Source organism: Paenibacillus mesophilus (genome assembly GCF_005938385.1).
GTDB classification, from domain to species: Bacteria; Bacillota; Bacilli; order Paenibacillales; family NBRC-103111; genus Paenibacillus_AB; species Paenibacillus_AB mesophilus.
The window spans coordinates 223,570-242,188 of the sequence record NZ_VCRA01000009.1; the positions used below are offsets into that span (position 1 = coordinate 223,570).

General features: G+C 55.7%; 14 protein-coding genes and 1 riboswitch. Of the genes, 10 read left to right on the forward strand and 4 right to left on the reverse strand.

Translation table 11 applies throughout. The features are described from left to right. Positions 1-97: 97 nt before the first annotated feature. Both FE783_RS18195 and FE783_RS18200 read left to right on the forward strand, forming a co-directional pair. The gene (locus tag FE783_RS18195) at positions 98-2,866 is read left to right on the forward strand and encodes a DUF4838 domain-containing protein (RefSeq protein WP_138880807.1); all 2,769 of its coding nucleotides are present in this window, start codon (positions 98-100) and stop codon (positions 2,864-2,866) included. A 301-nt stretch (positions 2,867-3,167) separates the two neighbouring features. After that, a complete protein-coding gene (locus FE783_RS18200; RefSeq protein WP_138880808.1) occupies positions 3,168-3,740 on the forward strand; it encodes a spore coat protein in 573 nt (190 codons plus the stop codon). 74 nt (positions 3,741-3,814) lie between these two features. On the opposite strand, the gene FE783_RS18205 is transcribed toward FE783_RS18200, so the two are convergent. Next, on the reverse strand, positions 3,815-4,681 hold the full coding sequence (locus tag FE783_RS18205; RefSeq protein ID WP_138880809.1) for a helix-turn-helix transcriptional regulator: 867 nt from the start codon (positions 4,679-4,681) through the stop codon (positions 3,815-3,817). A gap of 325 nt (positions 4,682-5,006) precedes the next feature. Here FE783_RS18205 and FE783_RS18210 point away from each other — a divergent pair, with 325 nt between their 5' ends. The 6 genes from FE783_RS18210 to FE783_RS18235 all read left to right on the forward strand — a co-directional run bounded on the left by FE783_RS18210 (position 5,007) and on the right by FE783_RS18235 (position 12,423). Beyond that, a complete protein-coding gene (locus FE783_RS18210) occupies positions 5,007-6,332 on the forward strand; it encodes an ABC transporter substrate-binding protein (protein ID WP_138880810.1) in 1,326 nt (441 codons plus the stop codon). Positions 6,333-6,388: 56 nt separating this feature from the next. After that, positions 6,389-6,471, forward strand: a riboswitch (ZMP/ZTP riboswitch). A 103-nt stretch (positions 6,472-6,574) separates the two neighbouring features. Next, positions 6,575-7,444, forward strand: coding sequence for a bifunctional 5,10-methylenetetrahydrofolate dehydrogenase/5,10-methenyltetrahydrofolate cyclohydrolase (locus tag FE783_RS18215; protein WP_138880811.1), 870 nt, complete (start codon positions 6,575-6,577; stop codon positions 7,442-7,444). Continuing rightward, positions 7,441-8,094, forward strand: a complete 654-nt coding sequence (locus FE783_RS18220; protein ID WP_138880812.1) for a cyclodeaminase/cyclohydrolase family protein — start codon at positions 7,441-7,443, stop codon at positions 8,092-8,094. The genes FE783_RS18215 and FE783_RS18220 overlap by 4 nt, the downstream gene beginning before the upstream one ends. Before the next feature lie 2 nt (positions 8,095-8,096). After that, entirely contained in the window at positions 8,097-8,708 is a 612-nt protein-coding gene (purN, locus tag FE783_RS18225) for a phosphoribosylglycinamide formyltransferase (RefSeq protein ID WP_238403135.1), read from the forward strand. Between the two features lie 227 nt (positions 8,709-8,935). Continuing rightward, entirely contained in the window at positions 8,936-10,729 is a 1,794-nt protein-coding gene (locus FE783_RS18230; RefSeq protein ID WP_138880813.1) for an L-fucose isomerase, read from the forward strand. A gap of 20 nt (positions 10,730-10,749) precedes the next feature. Next, positions 10,750-12,423 (forward strand): ribulokinase, encoded by a 1,674-nt coding sequence (locus FE783_RS18235; RefSeq protein WP_138880814.1) that lies wholly within the window; start codon positions 10,750-10,752, stop codon positions 12,421-12,423. Positions 12,424-12,704: 281 nt separating this feature from the next. Here the strand turns inward: FE783_RS18235 and FE783_RS18240 are convergent, their stop codons facing one another. From FE783_RS18240 to FE783_RS18250, 3 genes are read right to left on the reverse strand one after another with little or no spacing between them, the layout of a single operon-like run. Next, entirely contained in the window at positions 12,705-13,673 is a 969-nt protein-coding gene (locus FE783_RS18240) for an ABC transporter ATP-binding protein (protein ID WP_138880815.1), read from the reverse strand. A gap of 39 nt (positions 13,674-13,712) precedes the next feature. Next, positions 13,713-14,504 carry an ABC transporter permease gene (locus FE783_RS18245; protein WP_138880816.1) on the reverse strand — a complete coding sequence of 264 codons (792 nt, stop codon included), beginning with the start codon at positions 14,502-14,504 and terminating at the stop codon, positions 13,713-13,715. After that, on the reverse strand, positions 14,501-15,277 hold the full coding sequence (locus tag FE783_RS18250; protein ID WP_138880817.1) for an ABC transporter permease: 777 nt from the start codon (positions 15,275-15,277) through the stop codon (positions 14,501-14,503). Before FE783_RS18250 ends, FE783_RS18245 begins: the two co-directional genes overlap by 4 nt. 254 nt (positions 15,278-15,531) lie before the next feature. On the opposite strand from FE783_RS18250, the gene FE783_RS18255 reads away from it, so the two are divergent. Together FE783_RS18255 and FE783_RS18260 are read left to right on the forward strand one after the other, a co-directional pair. After that, positions 15,532-17,091, forward strand: a complete 1,560-nt coding sequence (locus FE783_RS18255) for a sensor domain-containing diguanylate cyclase (protein ID WP_138880818.1) — start codon at positions 15,532-15,534, stop codon at positions 17,089-17,091. A 201-nt stretch (positions 17,092-17,292) separates the two neighbouring features. Further along, positions 17,293-18,351 (forward strand): aldo/keto reductase, encoded by a 1,059-nt coding sequence (locus FE783_RS18260; protein ID WP_138880819.1) that lies wholly within the window; start codon positions 17,293-17,295, stop codon positions 18,349-18,351. Positions 18,352-18,619 lie beyond the last annotated feature (268 nt).

An 18,619-nucleotide genomic window follows, 5' to 3' on the forward strand; every position in this document is an offset into this window, starting at 1 on the left:
CTGGTTTACATGAATGTTAATTGACCGGTCGTGTAATCAAATTCATGTACGATACACCATTCGTGAAATAGGGAAACGATCTAGGAGGTAGTTGGTATTGAGAAAAAAAATGTTGGTGTCAACTCTAGTTTTTGTTTTTACGATTATGCAGTTCATTGGGCTGGGATATCAAGCGAAGGCAGCTGAAATTGGAAATGTTGAGCTCGATGCGATCCTCGTACAACTGAATGCTCTGAATACATCGGGAAAGGTTCAACATCCGCTATTCTCACAATTGAGTAATGGTGTGATGCAGGCGAAGCATCAATTGGATAAAGGCGATAAAGCGCAAGCGATAAAAAAATTGGAGGATGTTCTGGCACATCTCCATAATGATTCGATGAGTAAGTTCGTGAGTGAAGCGGCGAAAAAGCAACTTAATGCGGCCGTGAAGGAAGCGATCGCTATACTTGACGGTTCGGCTCACGTTATTGTTCGGAATGGACAAGCGAATGCGATCGTCGTTATCAAAGATAATGCAGATAAGACGACTGAGGTTGGGGCAAAAACTCTAATCGAGTATATTAAAAAGTCGACCGGAGTTGAATTGCAACTGATGACAGCAAGCGAACTCGTCCGTTCGGGCTCTGGTAAGACGGGGGTTGTCTTGATTGATGTAGGGGGTGTCGATGGGCAATCTGAAATGTTGAGTCAGATGGATAGTCAAGGTTTTATTATTCAATCTCAAGGGGAACGCATTCTTATAGCGGGTCCAACCATATGGGGAACTTTAAATGGCGTTTACGGATTTTTGGAAACCTATGTTGGTGTTCGCTGGCTAATACCAGGCCCAGACGGTGAAGATGTTCCGCAGAAAACGAATTTGATCGTGCCACGTGCTGAGGTAAGAGAAGAACCGGCGTTTGCCTTTCGGCAATTGAGTCCTTTTGGCGGTGATCCTGGGCAAGCAGCCGGCAATCAACCGACAAATGTGTGGGCGCAGCGGAACAGGCTGCAAGGGCTTTATAATGGGACCGTTAGTTTTCACCATAATTTGCACTCCTTATTCCCACCGGAGAAATATGCAGTAACTCATCCCGAGTTTTATCCGGATGGAAAACCGCCGGCTCCAGGAAATAAAACATCATGGCAGCCATGTTTCACTGCAAAAGGCAGCGTGGAGGCAGCAGTTGCAGGGATCATTGCCTATTTTGATCAAAATCCGGACAAAACATCGTTCTCGCTCGGCATTAATGATAACGCTAGGTTTTGCGAAGTGAATCCGAGCCACCCACAATATCCAAATAAACTAAATTCGCTCGGCAGTGTTGATATGTCGGACATTTACTATAAATGGGTAAATGATGTTGTGGAGCAAGTTCTGAAGGTACATCCTGGGAAGTGGTTTGGATTGCTGGCTTATTTTAATGTATACGATCCCCCTTCATTTGCATTGAATCCTCAAGTCGTACCTTTTCTTACAAATGATCGAATGATGTGGATTGATGAAGAATTCAAGATGCAAAAACAACGGCAAGTGGAAGAATGGAACAAAGTTGCAGCACAAATAGGTTGGTACGATTACATGTATGGTACGATGTATATGTTGCCGCGGGTGTATCCGCATTTGATGGCAGAAAATTATAAAATTGATCAACAAAATCATGTGTTCGGAAATTATGTAGAAATGTATCCGAATATAGGGGATGGTCCAAAGGCTTGGCTTTCTGCGAAATTGCTATGGGATCCGGATCAGGATGTGGATGCTCTGCTGCAGGAATGGTACGAACGAATAGTAGGGCCGGAGGCAGCTCCTGACTTAAAGGCGTATTTTGAACTGTGGGAGGATTTCTGGTCTGTGCGGATCAAAGATTCTCCATGGTTCATGGTGGGAGGCATACTTCTACCCATTACCAATGCTTCGTACTTGAATCTGGTGACGGATGAAGATGTGGCAGAGAGTAGAAGGCTGATTACATCTGTTGTGTCCAAAGCCGGGTCGGAAGTTCAACAAAAACGTGCTCGTTTGTTCGGGCGTATGTTTGAATATTATGAAGCATCGATTTTAAGTTATCCGCGCAATGTGGATCGACCTGAAAATACAGCTGCTGCGTTGGCGATGTTGGATAGGGTAACTCAAGGTGTAGAGCCGGCGAAAGAGAGACATCAGCTGATTCAGGAATTTAGCAGTGATCCTGCATTGAAATTTCCAACTTTGCCGGTAGCCAATTGGTCTGGGAGAAATGCATATGAATTTTGGAATCTTGTAGACTATATGGCTCAGTTTGAACCAGAAGGCGGACCTTTGACAAATAAGGTACGTGAGTTGGCGGGTGACAGCAACTTGCCTTTGCAGCAACGTGAAGTAGTCCAGCTGTTGAAGCAAATCAATGAGGGGAAAGCGCCAAATTTAATGCAAAATGCTTCTTTCGAGCAGGGAGCAAAAGATGCTCCGCCTTGGATAAGGTGGGTGACGTCCGGAGGACCGATGGAACGGGTAGAAGGTGTTGCTCGTACCGGCGAGGCGAGCTTGCTGGTGAATCATCTCGTGCGGGGCGGCCCTTATCAATTTCTGTCGGCGAAGCCTGGACTTTTAGCATCGCGAGTTTACTACTATACCCCTCCGGGTACGGAGACGCAAGGTACGATTCAATTGTTCTATCAAGTATTAAATGCGAATGGTTCAGCCTTGCTAACGTTTAATCAGGAGTTTGTACCTTTATCCAGTACAGCGGGTGAGTGGTCTTCTCTTGTACTGTTGGAGGAAATTCCCGAAACCGTAAAGGGGTATCAAGTCGATCGGATTCAAGCTTTTATTATCGTTGACAGCGCTGAAGATGCGAAAGTTTATATCGACGATGCAGTCGTTCATCAACTTATTAGATAATTGTGAACGAGATAAAATAATAGGGGCCAGATCGGTTGTCTGAGTTGTTCTCGGGCAAGGTCAGCGGCGAAAATCGTGTACGTAGACGATGCGGCGGTTACACAGCACGCGCACACTGCCGGCTCGGCGCCGGGAAAATATACGGTGCAAATCAGGTACAGGAAATAAACAAACTGCCGGGCATAGCACACAATTCAAGGCGGTAGACTGAGGGCCGGCTGCACATAATTTCCTTCGGAGCGGGAACAGTAAGACGGGCTTGCGAATAACCGATCCGACAAACCGAAGGAGATGAATACAGATGCCATACGGCGCTCACGAAACGATGGAAGTACACGAAATTTTGAACGAGAAGATCAATTTGATCAACCATTTTTCGTTCTACGCCCAGCAAGCGCAGTTGCCCGAGCTTCGCGACATGATCAACCGCCATTTGCAGACGGCGGTGCAATCGTACGATCAACTGGTCGGCTACACGCATGACTATAATGCCGTCGCCAACCGCCCGGCGCCATACGGCATGCCCCAGGTTCAGCCGCAGCAGGTGCAGTACGGACTGCATCAGCCGGGAACACACGCCCCGATGCAGGGACAGTTCGACGACCGGCAAATCGCCGGCTCGATGCTGTCCTGCCACAAAAACTCGGCCAAAAACCATATGGCCGGCTCTCTGGAATGCGCGGACCCGAACGTGAGACAAATGCTCGTGAACGGAGCGGTAGACTGCGCCAACCAAGCGTATGAGGTGTTCCTGTTCATGAACCGGATGGGCGCTTATCAAGTGCCTACGATGCAGGATCATACGGCCAAGACGTTTCTGCACAGCTATCAGCCGATGCATCAGACGGGCGCGCCGATGGGCGGCGGCCACTGATTCTATGCAAAGCAAAGAAAGATGCCGGGCGGCAGTCCCGGCATCTTTTGCGTTGTATGCTGCGGGCCCCGCAGTCAGTTCGAAGCGGTATAAGACAATTTCCGCACAAGCTTGCGATACTGGTCCGGGGTCATCCCGACCTGCTTCTTGAACACCCGGCTGAAGTGCGATACATGCTTGAACCCGACCATGTAGCATACATCGGTGATGGAATTCCGGTCGCTATGGTAGAACAAAATTTTGGCCTGATTGACCCTTCTTCTGTACAAGTAGTCGAACACGGTGAGCCCGGTTACTTCCCGGAACACTTTCATCAGGTGAAACCGGTTCATATGCAGATCGGCCGCCATCTTCTCCAGCTCGATATCCTCCATATATCCTTCCTCGATGTATGCGATCATGTTCTGCACATACCGTTCCCGGTCCGTAGCCAAGCTCCGGTTCGTCTCCATATGTTCGCGGCACTGCTCGCAGATAAGCAGCAGCAGGTCGTAAAATGCCGAAAGCAGCCTATAGTGATGAACGACGTCATTCGAATAGTAGAACCGGTTGATCCGCTGCAAGATGGTTTCGCACTCCGCCCTCGCTTCCGGACTTAGCCGGATATGGTGGTTTCTTAGTACCTCGAACGGCTTGAGCGGTCCGCACGCCAGCAGCTCCGGGCCGAACAATTGGGCGAGATGGGGGTCGAACGAGAACGTCGTACGTACATATTCCGCCGAAAGGTCGATCTTCGGACAGTGCCGCGTCATTCCGTTCATAATGATCAGATCGCCGGGCTCGAGGGGGATGATCCGGTCCCCGAGTAAATAGTCGCAACGGCCGCCGTGGAAATAATAGATCTCGTACTGCGGATGCGAATGAAAAGTCAAGGCCGGGGGCAGCTTGTTCCACTTGTAATAATAAGCAGCGAAAATGCGAAAAGGATGCGACTTCACCACAGAAAAGTCCCTCCAATCCCGGAAAGTCTAAGTTGATAATGTAAGTATACCATAAGGATCCGTTTTGAAATCGCTTACCCGGCGCATTCGGGAAACAAATCAAAAAACCACTTACAGTTAAAAGAAGCGCCCACCCTCCCATTTGAGATCAATTCAATTTTTCGGACGCTGTGCTATATTTGTTTTTGAAATCGCTTTCCGCGGCGCGATAGGTTGACGATTCATTTTACGAATCCGAATCCGCAGGACATCACCGTCCGCATCCATCTGGAGCAATACGAAGCCGCAACATCACGAATTCGACTAAAAAGGGGAGTACTTGCACATGATTACTAAGAAAACCGTATCGCTTCTTCTCGCTACCGCACTTTGTACCGTACCGCTTGCCGCATGCGGCGGCGGAACAGCCGATTCGAGCAAACAGGGGGACAGCGCTCCGAAGCCGGCCGTCAAGGAGGAGCCGGTCCAGCTCGTGATCTACGACGGGAGCGGGGACTGGCCGGCGGAACGTTTCGAAAGGGAAATAGGCGGTCCGATCAAACAAAAGTTTCCGCATATTACTTCGAAATTCGTGCCGTATACGAACGGAAGCAAGGTGCAGGACATGATAACCGCCGGAGAGCCGCCGGACATCGTATATTCCTCTACTGGACTCGTGTACAGCCGTTTCCTGCAGTACGAGCTGCAGCAGGATATTACGCCGTTGATCCAGAAGCACAAGTACGATCTGAGCAAGCTGGAGCCGGTAGTAGTCGATCAGATGAAGCAATTGGCGAACGGCGGCATGTACGGTCTTCCGGCGTTCATGTCTCCGGCGACGCTCTATTACAACAAAGACATTTTCGATAAGTTCGGCGTCGCTTATCCGAAGGACGGCAATAAATGGGACGAAATTTACGAAATGGCCAAGAAGCTGACCCGCAAGGACGGCGGTATCACGTACCGGGGCTTGTTCGTTTCGGCGCAGCATTTGATCCGGTTGAACCAATTTTCGCTGAAGACGCTGGACACGACGACGAATAAAGCATCCTACTCCGACGAGAGGTGGAAAAAGTTTTTTGACAATGCGACCCGCTTCTACACGATTCCGGGCTACGAGATGACTTCGGCTTTGACGAACGTTACGAATCAGCGTACCGCCTTTATTAAAGACCGGACGGTAGCGATGTGGCTGCCGGTGAGCACCCAGCACACGGCCGAGGAGCTGGCGGGGATGAATTGGGATATCGCCTCGTTCCCCGCATTCGCGGATCAGCCTTCGGTCGGTCCACAGCCGTATCCGAACGGGTTCTGGCTGGCCCGCACGAGCAAATACAAGGACCAGGCGTTCCAGGTGATGGCGTATCTCGCTTCGGAGGAATTCCAGCTGGCGGGCGTGAAGAAAGGCGAGTTCCTATCCGCGCTGAAAAGCGACACGCTGCGGAAGGCGTTCGGCCAAGATGCGGCTATGTACAAGGGCAAAAACATCAAGGCGATGCTGCCCGAGAAATTCGCGCCGGCTACCCCGATCGGCAAATATAACAGCGTTGCCGAGACGAATTTGCTGACGGCGTTCAACAATATCATTTTGGCCAATAAAGATCCGAACACGGCGCTTAGGGAAGCGGAGGAAGCGGCGAACAAAAAAATACAGGAGGAGCTGAGCAAATAGGCAGGTGCCCGGGGCTTCTCTTTTGAAAACAAATTTGGTAAAATGGAAGAAGATTGAAGTCCGCGCGTAACTGGCGAATCCGTGGGGTACCACGAGGGAGCGCGCGGAACGGACATAACCGCTCGCCTGGGTAAAGTGTCCGGAGCTGCCGCGCCTCGCGCGGACGCTTCGGATGCTTTTTCTTTTGTCCGACCGGCTTTTTGAGGCTACAGGGCTAAAAATAACGAGTGGGAGGACTAACAATGGGCATTTGGATGACGGCAAAGCATGCCGCCGAGGCGGTGCGGGCCGAAGTCGCAGCCGAAGCGGCGCGATTAAGGGCGGGCGGAATCGTCCCGAAGGTGGCCGCGCTCCTCGTGGAAGGGGACCCTGCATCGGCCTATTACGCGGAGACGAAACGGAAAATCGCCGCCAAGCTCGGAATCGAATTCGAGCTGATGACGATGCCGCGGGAGGCGACGGAAGAGCAATTGGTCGGGATCGTTACGGCATGGAGCCGCGATGCTTCGATACACGGGATCATGCTGGAGCTGCCGCTCCCGGGTCATGTGTCCGCCGCAGCCGTAGCCGCGGCCGTTGATCCGCTCAAGGACGTGGACGGCGTGACGCCGGCGGCAAAGCTTGCGGTCATGACGGGAGAGCCCGGATTGTACCCGGCGACGCCGCAGTCCTGCATAAGGCTGCTGCAAGCATACGGCTATTCCTTGGAAGGGAAGCACGTTACGCTCGTCGGCCGGGGCCAAACGGTCGGAATGCCTTTGTTCCACATGCTGCAGCGCGAGCAAGCGACCGTTACGCTTTGTCATTCGCGCACGCCCGATCTGACAAGCCACGTGAGACGGGCGGATATAGTCATAGCGGCGGTCGGCCGGACCGGACTGATTACCAAGGACATGCTGCACGCCGCATCGGTTGTCGTGGATGCCGGCATCAACGAACGTCCGGACGGGAGCATCGCGGGAGACGTAAGTGCGGATGCGATCGAAACGGCGGCGGCCGTATCGCCGGTGCCGGGCGGGGTCGGAACGTTGACGACCGCCCTGTTGTTCGAGAATGCGATGAAAGCGATTCGTCTGCAGGCGCAGACCGCGAAGAAAGGAGCGATCCGATGACGAAGACGACTAGCGGTATGTTCGACCGGTCGATCCGCACGTTCGTGGAGGAGGCGGGGGCGGCGACGCCGACACCCGGCGGAGGCAGCGTAGCCGCGCTTGTGGGCGCTCTCGGGGCGGCGATGGTCTCGATGGCCGCCAATTTCACGCAGGGAGCGAAATTCGCCGATGCGGAGGCGGCGATGAAGGATGCGGCCGATCGTCTGCAGGGCTGGACCCGAGATTGCGAAGATATGCTGGAGGCCGACATCGCTTCGTTTAACCGCTATATGGACGCGATGAAGCTGCCGAAAACGACGGAGGAAGAGAAAAGCATCCGCAAGGAGGCGCTTCACGTCGCATCGCTGCAGGCAATCGAGGTGCCGCTCGGATTGATGCGCATTTGCCGCGATGCTTTGAAGCTGACCGCGGACATCGCCGCATCCGCGAATCCGAACGTGATCTCCGATCTGGGGATCGGCGCCATTTTGTTCGAGGCGTCGGCCCATTCCGCCTATTTGACCGTAGAAATCAATCTGGCTTCCCTGAAGGACGAGGAGGCCGTGAAGCTTTACGATGACCGTGCCGCCGTGCTGTTGAGGGAAATCGGCGAATGGAAGCGCTCGGCCGTCGGTGCCGTTCGCGGCATCATATGGAAAGGAAGTCGGTAATCGTGCCCAAGCTGAACATCGCTCTATTCGCATCGCACGGCGGCTCCAACGCGCAGGCGATTATCGACGCTTGCGCGGGCGGCGTGCTCGACGGCTCGGTCGCGGTCGTGATCAGTAACAATTCGCAATCGGGAGCTATGGAGAAGGCCGCCACCGCGGGTATTCCGTCCTACCATTTGAGCTCGAAGGCGTACCCGGAAGAAGAGCGGCTCGATCAAGCGATACTGGAGACGCTGCTTACGCATGAAGTCAACCTGATCGCATTGGCCGGATACATGAAGAAGCTGGGCCCGCAGACCCTCCGCGCCTTCGCGGGCCGCATCGTCAATGTACACCCTTCGCTTCTGCCCAAATTCGGCGGGCACGGGATGTACGGACGGCGCGTCCACGAAGCCGTTCTCGCCGCGGGCGAACGGGAAACGGGCGTAACCGTGCATCTGGTGGACGAGGAGTATGACGAAGGGCCGATTTTGGCGCAAGCCCGGGTGCCGGTCTTGGCCGGCGATACGGCGGAAACGTTGGCCGAACGCGTATTGCAGTGCGAGCACGAGTTCTATGTCGAGACGCTGCAGCGGATCGCGAGCGGTAATATCTCCTTTCCGGCGCTGCGGTAGACGAGCGATATGAATGCAACCCTCCGTTCTATAGTGAGCGGAGGTTTTTTTTGTGAGGATCCGTCCATAAAAAGATGCTTGCGCGTTTTTGGTTTTCGGACTAAACTGATATCGACAACACTATGTTATCGATAACCTTAATCGGATTTCGTACGAATCGGGAAGTCGAAATATTTCGCATATCGTCGAATGTTATCGATAACCCCAATTAAAAGGAGGAGCAACACATGAGCCAATCGTTCGTCAACCGCTACAAGGGAAGCTTGCCGAAAATCGGCATCCGTCCGGTTCTGGACGGCCGTCAAGGAGGAATTCGCGAATCGCTGGAGAATGTTACGATGGAAATGGCCCATTCGGTCGCTCGGCTGCTGACGGAAAACTTGAAGCATTCCGGCGGTCAGCCGGTCGAATGCGTCATCGCCGATACGACGATCGGCGGAGTGGCGGAAGCGGCGCAGGCTGCGGAGAAGTTCGCACGCGAAGGGGTAGGCGTATCGATTACCGTAACTCCGTCCTGGTGCTATCCTACGGAAACGATCGACACCGACCCGACGATACCGAAAGCGATCTGGGGCTTCAACGGCACGGAACGGCCGGGCGCGGTCTACTTGGCCGCGGCGATGTCGGCTCATAATCAGAAAGGGCTGCCTTCGTTCGCCATATACGGCAAAGACGTTCAAGATATGGGCGATAAAGAGATTACGCCCGATGTAGCGGGCAAGCTGCTGCAATTCGCCAAAGCGGCTTTGGCTGTCGCCACGATGCGCGGAAAATCTTATTTGTCTATGGGCAACGTCTCCATGGGGATTGCCGGCTGTATCGCCGACGAGCCGTTCTTCCAGCGCTATCTCGGCATGCGCAACGAATATGTCGATATGACGGAGTTCGTGCGCCGGATCGAGATGGGCATCTACGACAAGGACGAGTATGAGAAAGCGCTTCAGTGGGTCAAGGAAAACTGCGGGGAAGGCGAAGACGTCAATCCGGTACATCTGAAAAGAACGCGGGAGCAGAAAGACGGCGACTGGAAAACGGTCGTGAAAATGGCGCTGATCGCCCGCGATCTGATGGTCGGCAATCCGAAGCTTGCGGAGATGGGCTACGGCGAAGAGGCGCACGGCCGCAACGCGATCGCAGCCGGCTTCCAGGGACAACGCGCTTGGACGGATTATTTCCCGACCGGGGATTTCATGGAAGCGATTTTGACCACTTCGTTCGATTGGAACGGCATTCGCGAGCCTTACACGGTGTCGACCGAGAACGATACGCTGAATGCCGTGACGATGATGTTCGGCCATTTACTGACCAATTCCGCCCAGCTGTTCGCAGACGTCCGCACGTATTGGAGTCCCGACGCGGTAGAGCGCGTGACCGGCAAGAAGCTGACCGGGCTCGCCGAGGGCGGCGTCATCCATCTGATCAATTCCGGTCCGGCCTCGCTCGATTGGACCGGCGCCCAGAAGGCGGCGGACGGAACGCCTGCGATCAAGCCGTTCTGGGACATTTCCGAGGACGATGCGAAGGCTTGTCTGGAATCGACGAAATGGTGTCCGGCGGTCGACTTCTTCCGCGGAGGCGGCTTCTCCACCGATTTCACGACCAAAGGCGGCATACCGGCGACGATGGCGCGCGTCAACCTGATTGCCGGCGTCGGACCGGTGCTGCAAATTGCCGAAGGCTACACGGTGGAGCTGCCTGACGACATCCACGACGTTCTTGACCGCAGAACGAACCAAACTTGGCCGACGACTTGGTTCGTGCCGAATTTGGCGGGGGAAGGCGTATTCAAGGACGTATATTCCGTCATGAACAACTGGGGCTCGAACCATTGCGCGGTCAGCTTCGGGCACATCGGCGGCGACTTGATTACGCTCGCTTCGATGCTGCGCATACCGGTCAGCATGCACAACGTGCCGGGAGATCGCGTATTCCGTCCGGCGGCATGGAGCGCGTTCGGCACGAGCGATCCGGAAGGAGCGGACTACCGCGCTTGCGGTGTGTACGGCCCGCTCTATAAATGATCCGAGAGGAAAGGTGAGTCATGAAAGGAACATACGCGATCGGCATCGACTACGGAACGGAGTCCGGCCGGGCCTTGCTGGTCGATACGAGGGACGGCCGCGTGCTCGCTTCGCACGTCACTCCCTATCCGCACGGCGTTATGGATAAAGAGCTGCCGGGCGGCGCGGTCAAGCTCGGAACCGACTGGGCGCTGCAGAATCCCGACGATTATATCGAGGTGCTGCGTCGGTCCGTGCCGGAAGCGCTGCGCTTGTCCGGGGTTTCCGCGGACGAGGTGGTCGGGATCGGAATCGACTTCACGGCGTGCACGATACTTCCGGTCGATGAACGGAACGTCCCGCTTTGCTTCCAGGAAACGTGGAAGCAGCGGCCGCACGCTTGGGTGAAGCTGTGGAAGCATCATGCCGCCCAGGAGGACGCCGACAGGCTGAACGAGCTCGCCGAGGCGCGCGGTGAAACGTTTCTCGGCCGCTACGGGGGCAGTTTATCGTCCGAATGGATGCTGCCGAAGGTGGCCCAGACGCTTCGCGAGGACCCCGAACTCTATGCGGCGGCCGACCGGTTCGTGGAAGCGGCCGACTGGCTCGTCTCGGAGATGACCGGGACGCTCAAGCGGAACAGCTGCGCCGCCGGATACAAAGGGACGTGGCACAAGACGGAAGGGCTGCCGAGCGCCGACTATTTAAAGGCCGCCGATCCGCGGCTCGAGCGTCTCGCCGAGACGAAGCTGCGCGGCGAAGTGATCGCGTCCGGGACGAAAGCGGGCGAGCTGACGCCGGAGATGGCGCGCCTTACCGGGCTTGCGCCGGGCACTCCGGTGGCAGCGGCCATCATCGATGCGCATGCGGCCGTGCCGGGTGTCGGAGTCGTTGCGCCGGGAACGATGGTGCTGGCGATGGGAACGTCGCTGTGCCATATGCTGATCGCCGATACGGAGCAGCCGGTGGAAGGCATACGAGGGGTTGTCGAAGACGGGATCGTGCCAGGCTATTTCGGGTATGAGGCGGGACAGCCTGCGGTCGGCGATTTGTTCGCCTGGTTCGTTGAGCAAGCGGTCCCCGCGTACGTCCGTGACGCCGCCGCTCAGGAGGGCGTGTCCGTGTTCGACTGGCTTGGCCGCGCCGCCGAAGCTTTGGCGCCGGGAGAGAGCGGTCTGGTCGCGCTCGACTGGTGGAACGGCAACCGGTCCGTCCTCGCCGACGAGAGCTTGAGCGGCCTCATCGTAGGGCTGAAGCTGCACACGAAGCCGGAGGAGATATACCGGGCGCTGCTGGAAGCGACCGCTTTCGGCACGAAGCGGGTGATCGAGGCGTTCGAGAAGAGCGGCATTCCGGTCGACGTATTGGCGGCCAACGGCGGCATTCCGCAGAAAAACTCGCTGCTGATGCAGATCTATGCCGACGTGACCGGCAAGCCGATCGACATCCCGGCCGCGGAGCAGTCAACCGCGCTAGGCTCTGCGATGATGGGAGCCGTGGCGGCGGGAACGGCCGGAGGAGGCTACGACTCGCTTGCGGAAGCGGCGGCCCGGATGGCGCCGCCCGTGAAGAAGACATACAAGCCCAATCCGGAGCATGTCCGGATTTACGAAGAGCTGTATGCGGAATATTTGGTTTTGCACGATTTCTTCGGTAAAGGCGAGAGCGGCGTCATGCACCGTTTGCGCAAGCTGAAGGAACGCGCGCGGGCATGAACCGAGCGGATGAAAATGGCATAATCTGTTTCTAGAACAGACGGCGTACGTCTGATCGCACCGTCCAAGCACCGAGGCAGGGAGCTTGGGCGGTTTTGTTTTTGTATAGGAAATTATGCGAAGCTAATTTTTGGAGATAACGGGGCTCCCCCAGAAGTAATAGGAATAAGCTACGAAGCAGAACTTTACTTCTGGGGGATTTGTTTGGAGCTCTTATATGTCAGGGTATGGGGCTGATGCGCGAAATAAGAGATATTTCGCGCATGGCCGCGAGCGAAAGATCAATAAATCCGGTGCACGACGTCCTCGAACTCCGGCTCTTCCATATGTACGTCCGCCACTTCGCCCCAAAGGCTGATTTCCCGCAGTACATCCATCGCGGTCACCTCATTGCGGTTGCACTCCAGGGTCAAGAGGCCGTCCCGATTGTCCCGTAGAGTAAACGGCGCGTGCCACGAAGGCGGGATGTCCGGCTTGCCGAGGAAAGACACTTTCATGACGGTCGGCAGACCGATCCGACCGCGCAGCTCGTCAATCGTTCCGTCGAAGCCGAGCTCTCCCCGGTTGATGACGATGACCCGCTGGCACAACTGCTCGATATCGTCCATGTCGTGAGTAGTGAGCAGAATCGTTTTGCCGAGTTCCCGATTGATCGTCCGCAGAAAATCGCGTATCTTTTTTTTGGCGATAACGTCCAGCCCGATCGTCGGCTCGTCCAGAAACAAAATGTCCGGATCGTGCAGCAGCGCCGCCGCCAAGTCGGCCCGCATCCGCTGGCCGAGCGACAGCTTCCGAACCGGCGTATCGAAAAACTCGTCCAGCTGCAGAAGATCGCCAAGCTGCGCGAGCCGGGCGCGTTTCCGCCCATCCTCCACCCTATACATGGCGGCTAGTATGTCGTAGGAGTCTTTGACCGGCAAATCCCACCATAGCTGGCTGCGTTGTCCGAACACGACGCCAAGGCGCCTGGCGACCTGCCGCCGATGCTTCTGGGGACTGCAGCCGTGTATCCGCACCTCCCCCGCCGTCGGATGAAGAATGCCGGTCAGCATTTTGATCGTCGTCGATTTTCCCGCTCCGTTCGGTCCGATGTAACCGACGAAGTCGCCGGCTTCAATGTTGAAGCTGACGCCTTTAACCGCCTCCTTCCATATGTGCTCGCGGCTGAGCAGGGTGCGTACGGCCGAGAATCGGCCGGTTTTCGCCACGGGAATGCGAAACGTTTTGCGGATATCCTTAACCTCGATCATGCCTATGCTCCTTTCGAATTGAGACCGTTTCGAGCGCAGTCAGCTTCCCGTACTTTGATACTTGGACACTCCGTAACGCCAAAACAGCAGACTCGCCCATAGGAACAACATCGCGAAAGCGGCCGTAGCGGCTAGCAGCCAAGGACCCGTTTCATGCCGGATGATGTAGAGCGCCGGTATATAGTTGACGAATCCGACCGGAATGACGGTGAGCAGAATCGTTTTGAGCCAGGCCGGAAAAATGTCCAGCGGGTAAAGGGCGGCATTGCGCGAAGCGTCCTCCGTGAAGTTTTGCAGCTCGTTGATGCGCGTCGTCCAAAATCCGACCGTTGCCGTACATAGGCCGATCGAGAACAAAATGACCGCTCCGAAGAGTACGGCGCAAGCCGTCTGCGGAATGACGGTCCAGCCGACTTGACCGCTTGAGAGCAGCGTTGCGATGGAGATGACGAGTACGGCGGCGCTTTGGACGAACTGACCGGCCTGAAGGCTGAAGTTTTGCGACATGAGCGCGAGCAGGACCGGGACCGGACGGATGAGCAGCTGATCCAGATCGCCGCTGACGAAATAGTTTTCCAACCGGTGAACGTCTGAGGCGAATATGCGGTATATCGTATGCGAGAGGATGATGACGCCGTACAAGTAGGCCGCTTCGGGCAGCGTCCATCCTTTCAGGGCACCGAACTTGGATAATATGAGAGCGATTACGGAAAATTCGAGCGCGTACATCAAGCAAGCGAAAAAGGAAGATAGAACAAAGTTGAACTTGTACTGCATCCGGCTGCGAATGCTCGCCCGAATCAGCAAAGCGTACAGCTTCAAAGCGCTCATCCGCCCTGCACCTCCACCTTGCGACGCAGCAGTCCGGTCATTCCGACGCATACGAGCGTCAGCGCCGCACACCATGCAAGCGATGGCAGCAGCACCAGGCCGTTCTCCATTTGCAGAAACAGCCGGGCGGGCATATATTGCATATACGGATACGGAGTAACCGCGCTGATCCGCTGCAGCCACTCCGGAAGCCATTCGAGCGGGATCATTCCGCCGGCCATTATCGCCGAAGCCGAAAGGTTGATCCAATACAGCCATCTCGATTCGGTTGACCATAACGCCAATGCCCCGATCAAATAGTTGATGCAGATGTTGATGTATGCGGCGAGAATAACGGCGGCGGATGTAACCACCCAAGCTCCGGGGTGCGGCGGAATGACGAGAGGCAGCGTCAAGGCGTAAAGCGCGAAGAGCGGAACCGCTTTGTACAAGAGCTGATAAACGAGCTGTCCGCATTCGCGGTACAACAATTGGGCGAACAGAGGAACGGGGCGCATCAGATCGAGCGCTATTTGGCCGGTTCGGACTTGCCGGTCGAGTCCCAAGCCGTTCGTGACGAACAGCGTCACACTGAAGCAAGCCTGATTGAACGCGATGTACGTGATCATCCCGTCCGTGCCGTATTCGCCGAGAGGGCTTTCGGCTCCGATGCTCGCCCATACCGAGACGAACACGTAACCGAAGACGGCGCTGGCGGCCGTGTTGAGGGCGTGCGACAAACGATACTGCAAATTCCGGGCATAAGCTTTTCGGGCGAGTACGCCGAATAACATAACCGGCCTCCTTATAGCGGTTTTGCCGTATGCGGCAGCATTCCGCAGGGACGAACGGCAATAATCGTAGCAAAAGGGCGAAGACGCCGGCTAGAGAACGAATCCCTAAAACCGTTTTTTCCGTCTGTCTGGCCGGATTCCATCGTTTGGCGGGGCGAACAGGTTTAAGTAAATTTCATCATAAGCTTTGAAGGAGGTTGGTCGAATACTGTCGAATATGCTACATCATCTTTTATTTCGAAGAGGGATTCGCCATGGATCGAAAAAAAGGGTTCACCCTGCAGCTGATGGTCAGCGTTCTCGTCATTTTGTCCGGATTGACTACGCTTGCCGCTAGTATGTTCATTGCTTACCGGAACGAGAAGAAATCGCTTACCCGAATTACGCTGGAAATGAATAAAATCAACTCCGACCGGATCGCCGATTCGGTAGACGGATTGTTTTTCACCATGAAGACAAGCTTGTCCGAAACCGCCCGCTATTTGATGCGCAAGCAAGGCCAGACGGACGTGTCCGAAATGTTGAATTTGTTTTTGCTGAATCATCCCGATTTCAATTCGGTCTCCATGGTAAATGAGAACGGCATCCTCCTGCATTCGTCCGCCGGCATTACCGAAATGACGGGGCAGAAGGTGGAAAGCGTCGGGGTCGCCCAGGCGCTCCGGGAAAAACGCCCCCTCGTGTCCGAGCCGTATATGAGCGTGGGCAACAGGCTGATCGTGCTGGTCAGCGAACCGTTGTTCGACGAGAACGGAACGTACCGCGGATTTCTGGGCGCATCGATACGGCTGCAAGAACAAAATCTGCTCAGCAAAATGATCACGGGCGTCCCGAGCGGAGGCAGCGGGTCTTACGTATTTGTCGTCAGCTCTTCCGGTTACATTTTGTACCACCCGGATCGCAGCCGTATCGGCGAGAACGGGTCGGAGAATGTCGCCGTGCAAGATTTGATGGCCGGCAAATCCGGAGCACAGCGGCTCGTCAATACGCGCGGAATCGATATGCTGGCGAGCTATACGGCGCTCAAAGGGCTAAATTGGGGAGTCGTTTCGCAGACGCCAACGAATGCGGTGCTGTCCGATTCCAAGAAGCAGGTGCTTGGCATCGCTCTGTATACGATTCCGGTCATGCTTGTCGTCATTATCATCATTTATTATTTGATCGGCAAAGTGTCGGAACCGCTTGTCAAGCTGGCCCGCTTCGCGTCCCGGCTGTCGTACCGGACCGCGGCGGACGAGCCGTTCCCGCGCATTCACGACTGGAATTATGAAGCGAACAAGCTGTACGGGGCTATGGCGATCGCGGTCAATCATGTCCGCCACGAATATGATAATTTGCTGCTTGAAGCCCATACGGATCCGTTGACCGGTTTGTTCAACCGCAGGGTTATGGATCATTACATCCAAGTATGGATGGCGGAGAAAGTGCCGTTTTGTTTGCTGATTCTGGACTTGGACCATTTCAAACAAGTGAACGATACATACGGGCACGACGCGGGTGACGAGGTACTCAGGGCCGTGGCGCAAACGGTCCGGGCGAATACGAGAAGGGAGCACGTCTGCTGCCGGTTCGGGGGGGAAGAATATGTCGTGCTTATGCCGGGCACGACGCGTAAAGAAGCGGCCGGCTACGCGGAAACGATCCGCCTCTGCCTGGAGCAGTCCGCAAGTCCGATCGGCAGACCGGTCACGGTATCCGTCGGATTGGCCGCCTATCCGGACTCGGCGGTCGATTCCGAGGTTTTGTTCCGGTTGGCCGACGAGGCGCTGTACAAGGCGAAACGGGCGGGGCGCAACCGGGTCGAAAGCAACTAGTTTGTACTATCCGGAGGGGATTTCCCCTCCTTTTTGCTATATACATGCCACATTCGGGATGAACCGCACGGAAACGCGCCGCCCGACTCCAGTCCGAGTTCGGCATCTTTCTTGCTACCGCATCCTTACCGGACTGTGGTATGATCGGATGAGGAAAGTATACAGGTACAATACAACTTCGAGTGCGAGGAGGATATGGAAATGGATGCACTTACGCCTAATCCGGCGATGTACAACGTACCGTTCCGCACGACCGAATTCAATGGAATGCCTTATCGGAGGCTTGGCTCTACGGGACTTCGGGTATCGAATATCGGTCTCGGCACCTGGAAAATCGGGTTCCCCGAGACGGGAGACGGGTCGCGCGTCGGAGAGTCGGAAGCGTTTGCGCTGTTCGACCGGGCATTGGAGCTCGGAGTCACGTTCTGGGATACGGCGAACCGGTACAATTTCGGCTCGGGCAATTCGGAGAGGGTTATCGGCAGATGGCTGCGCGCCCATCCGGCGAACCGGCGGGACATCGTAGTGGCGACGAAGCTGTTCGGCGGGATGGATGGCACGACGCCGAATCATAGCGGGTTGTCCCGCTCCAACATTGTCGATTCGGTCGAGGCGAGCTTGGCACGGCTTCAAACGGATTGGATCGACGTGCTGTACTTCCACGCTTTCGATCCGGACACGCCTGCGGAGGAAAGCTTGGCGGCCGTGGAGGATTTGGTATCGTCGGGGAAAGTCCGTTATTTTGCCGTGTCGAACTTCACGATCGGGATGCTCGAGCTGTACAGGCAGACGTCCGCTTCGGCTTCCGTGCGGTGCAGGATCGCCGCCGTGCAGAACCAGTTCGACGTTCTGAACGGAGAGCAGTCCGACAAGGAAGGGGTGCTCGGCTACGCCACAGCGAACGGAATCTCGTTCGTTCCGTGGAGTCCGCTCGCGCGCGGGCTGCTGACGGACCGGTACTTGGATGCGGCCAAAGTGGGGCCCGGAGATCGGCGTTATGACGAGGGGGATTGGCGGATCGACGTGGAGACCGAGCGCAAGCTGGGGCGGTTGGCGGCGCTCGGCCGCGAGTGGGGGCTGGAGGTCAGCCAGCTCGTCATGGCCTATATGCTGACGCTGCCCGGCATGGGGCCGCTCATTCCTTCCTCGACGACGGTCAAGCAGCTCGAGTCGAACGCCGCGGCGGGTAAAATCGTCCTCGAGCCGGAACAGCTTGACCGAGTGCAGGAGGCGTTGTCCGATCGAGCCGGCGGAGCTTGAGGCGGGCGTAGTGCTCATTAGTACTTTATTGGAGACGAATGATCTTTCGAGTGCGAATTAGTGTTCAAATGTACCTTATGTGGCGGGGTAGGGAGTAAACAGGGCTTGATGCTCGGCGGGCGATAGCGTTCATATGTACCTTATTTCAGACGAAATAGTCTTTCGAGTGCGAAATAGTGTTCAAATGTACCTTATGTGGCGGGGGACAGAATAAACTGGGCATGATGAGGCTGCTCGGCGGGCGATAGCGTTCATATGTACCTTATTT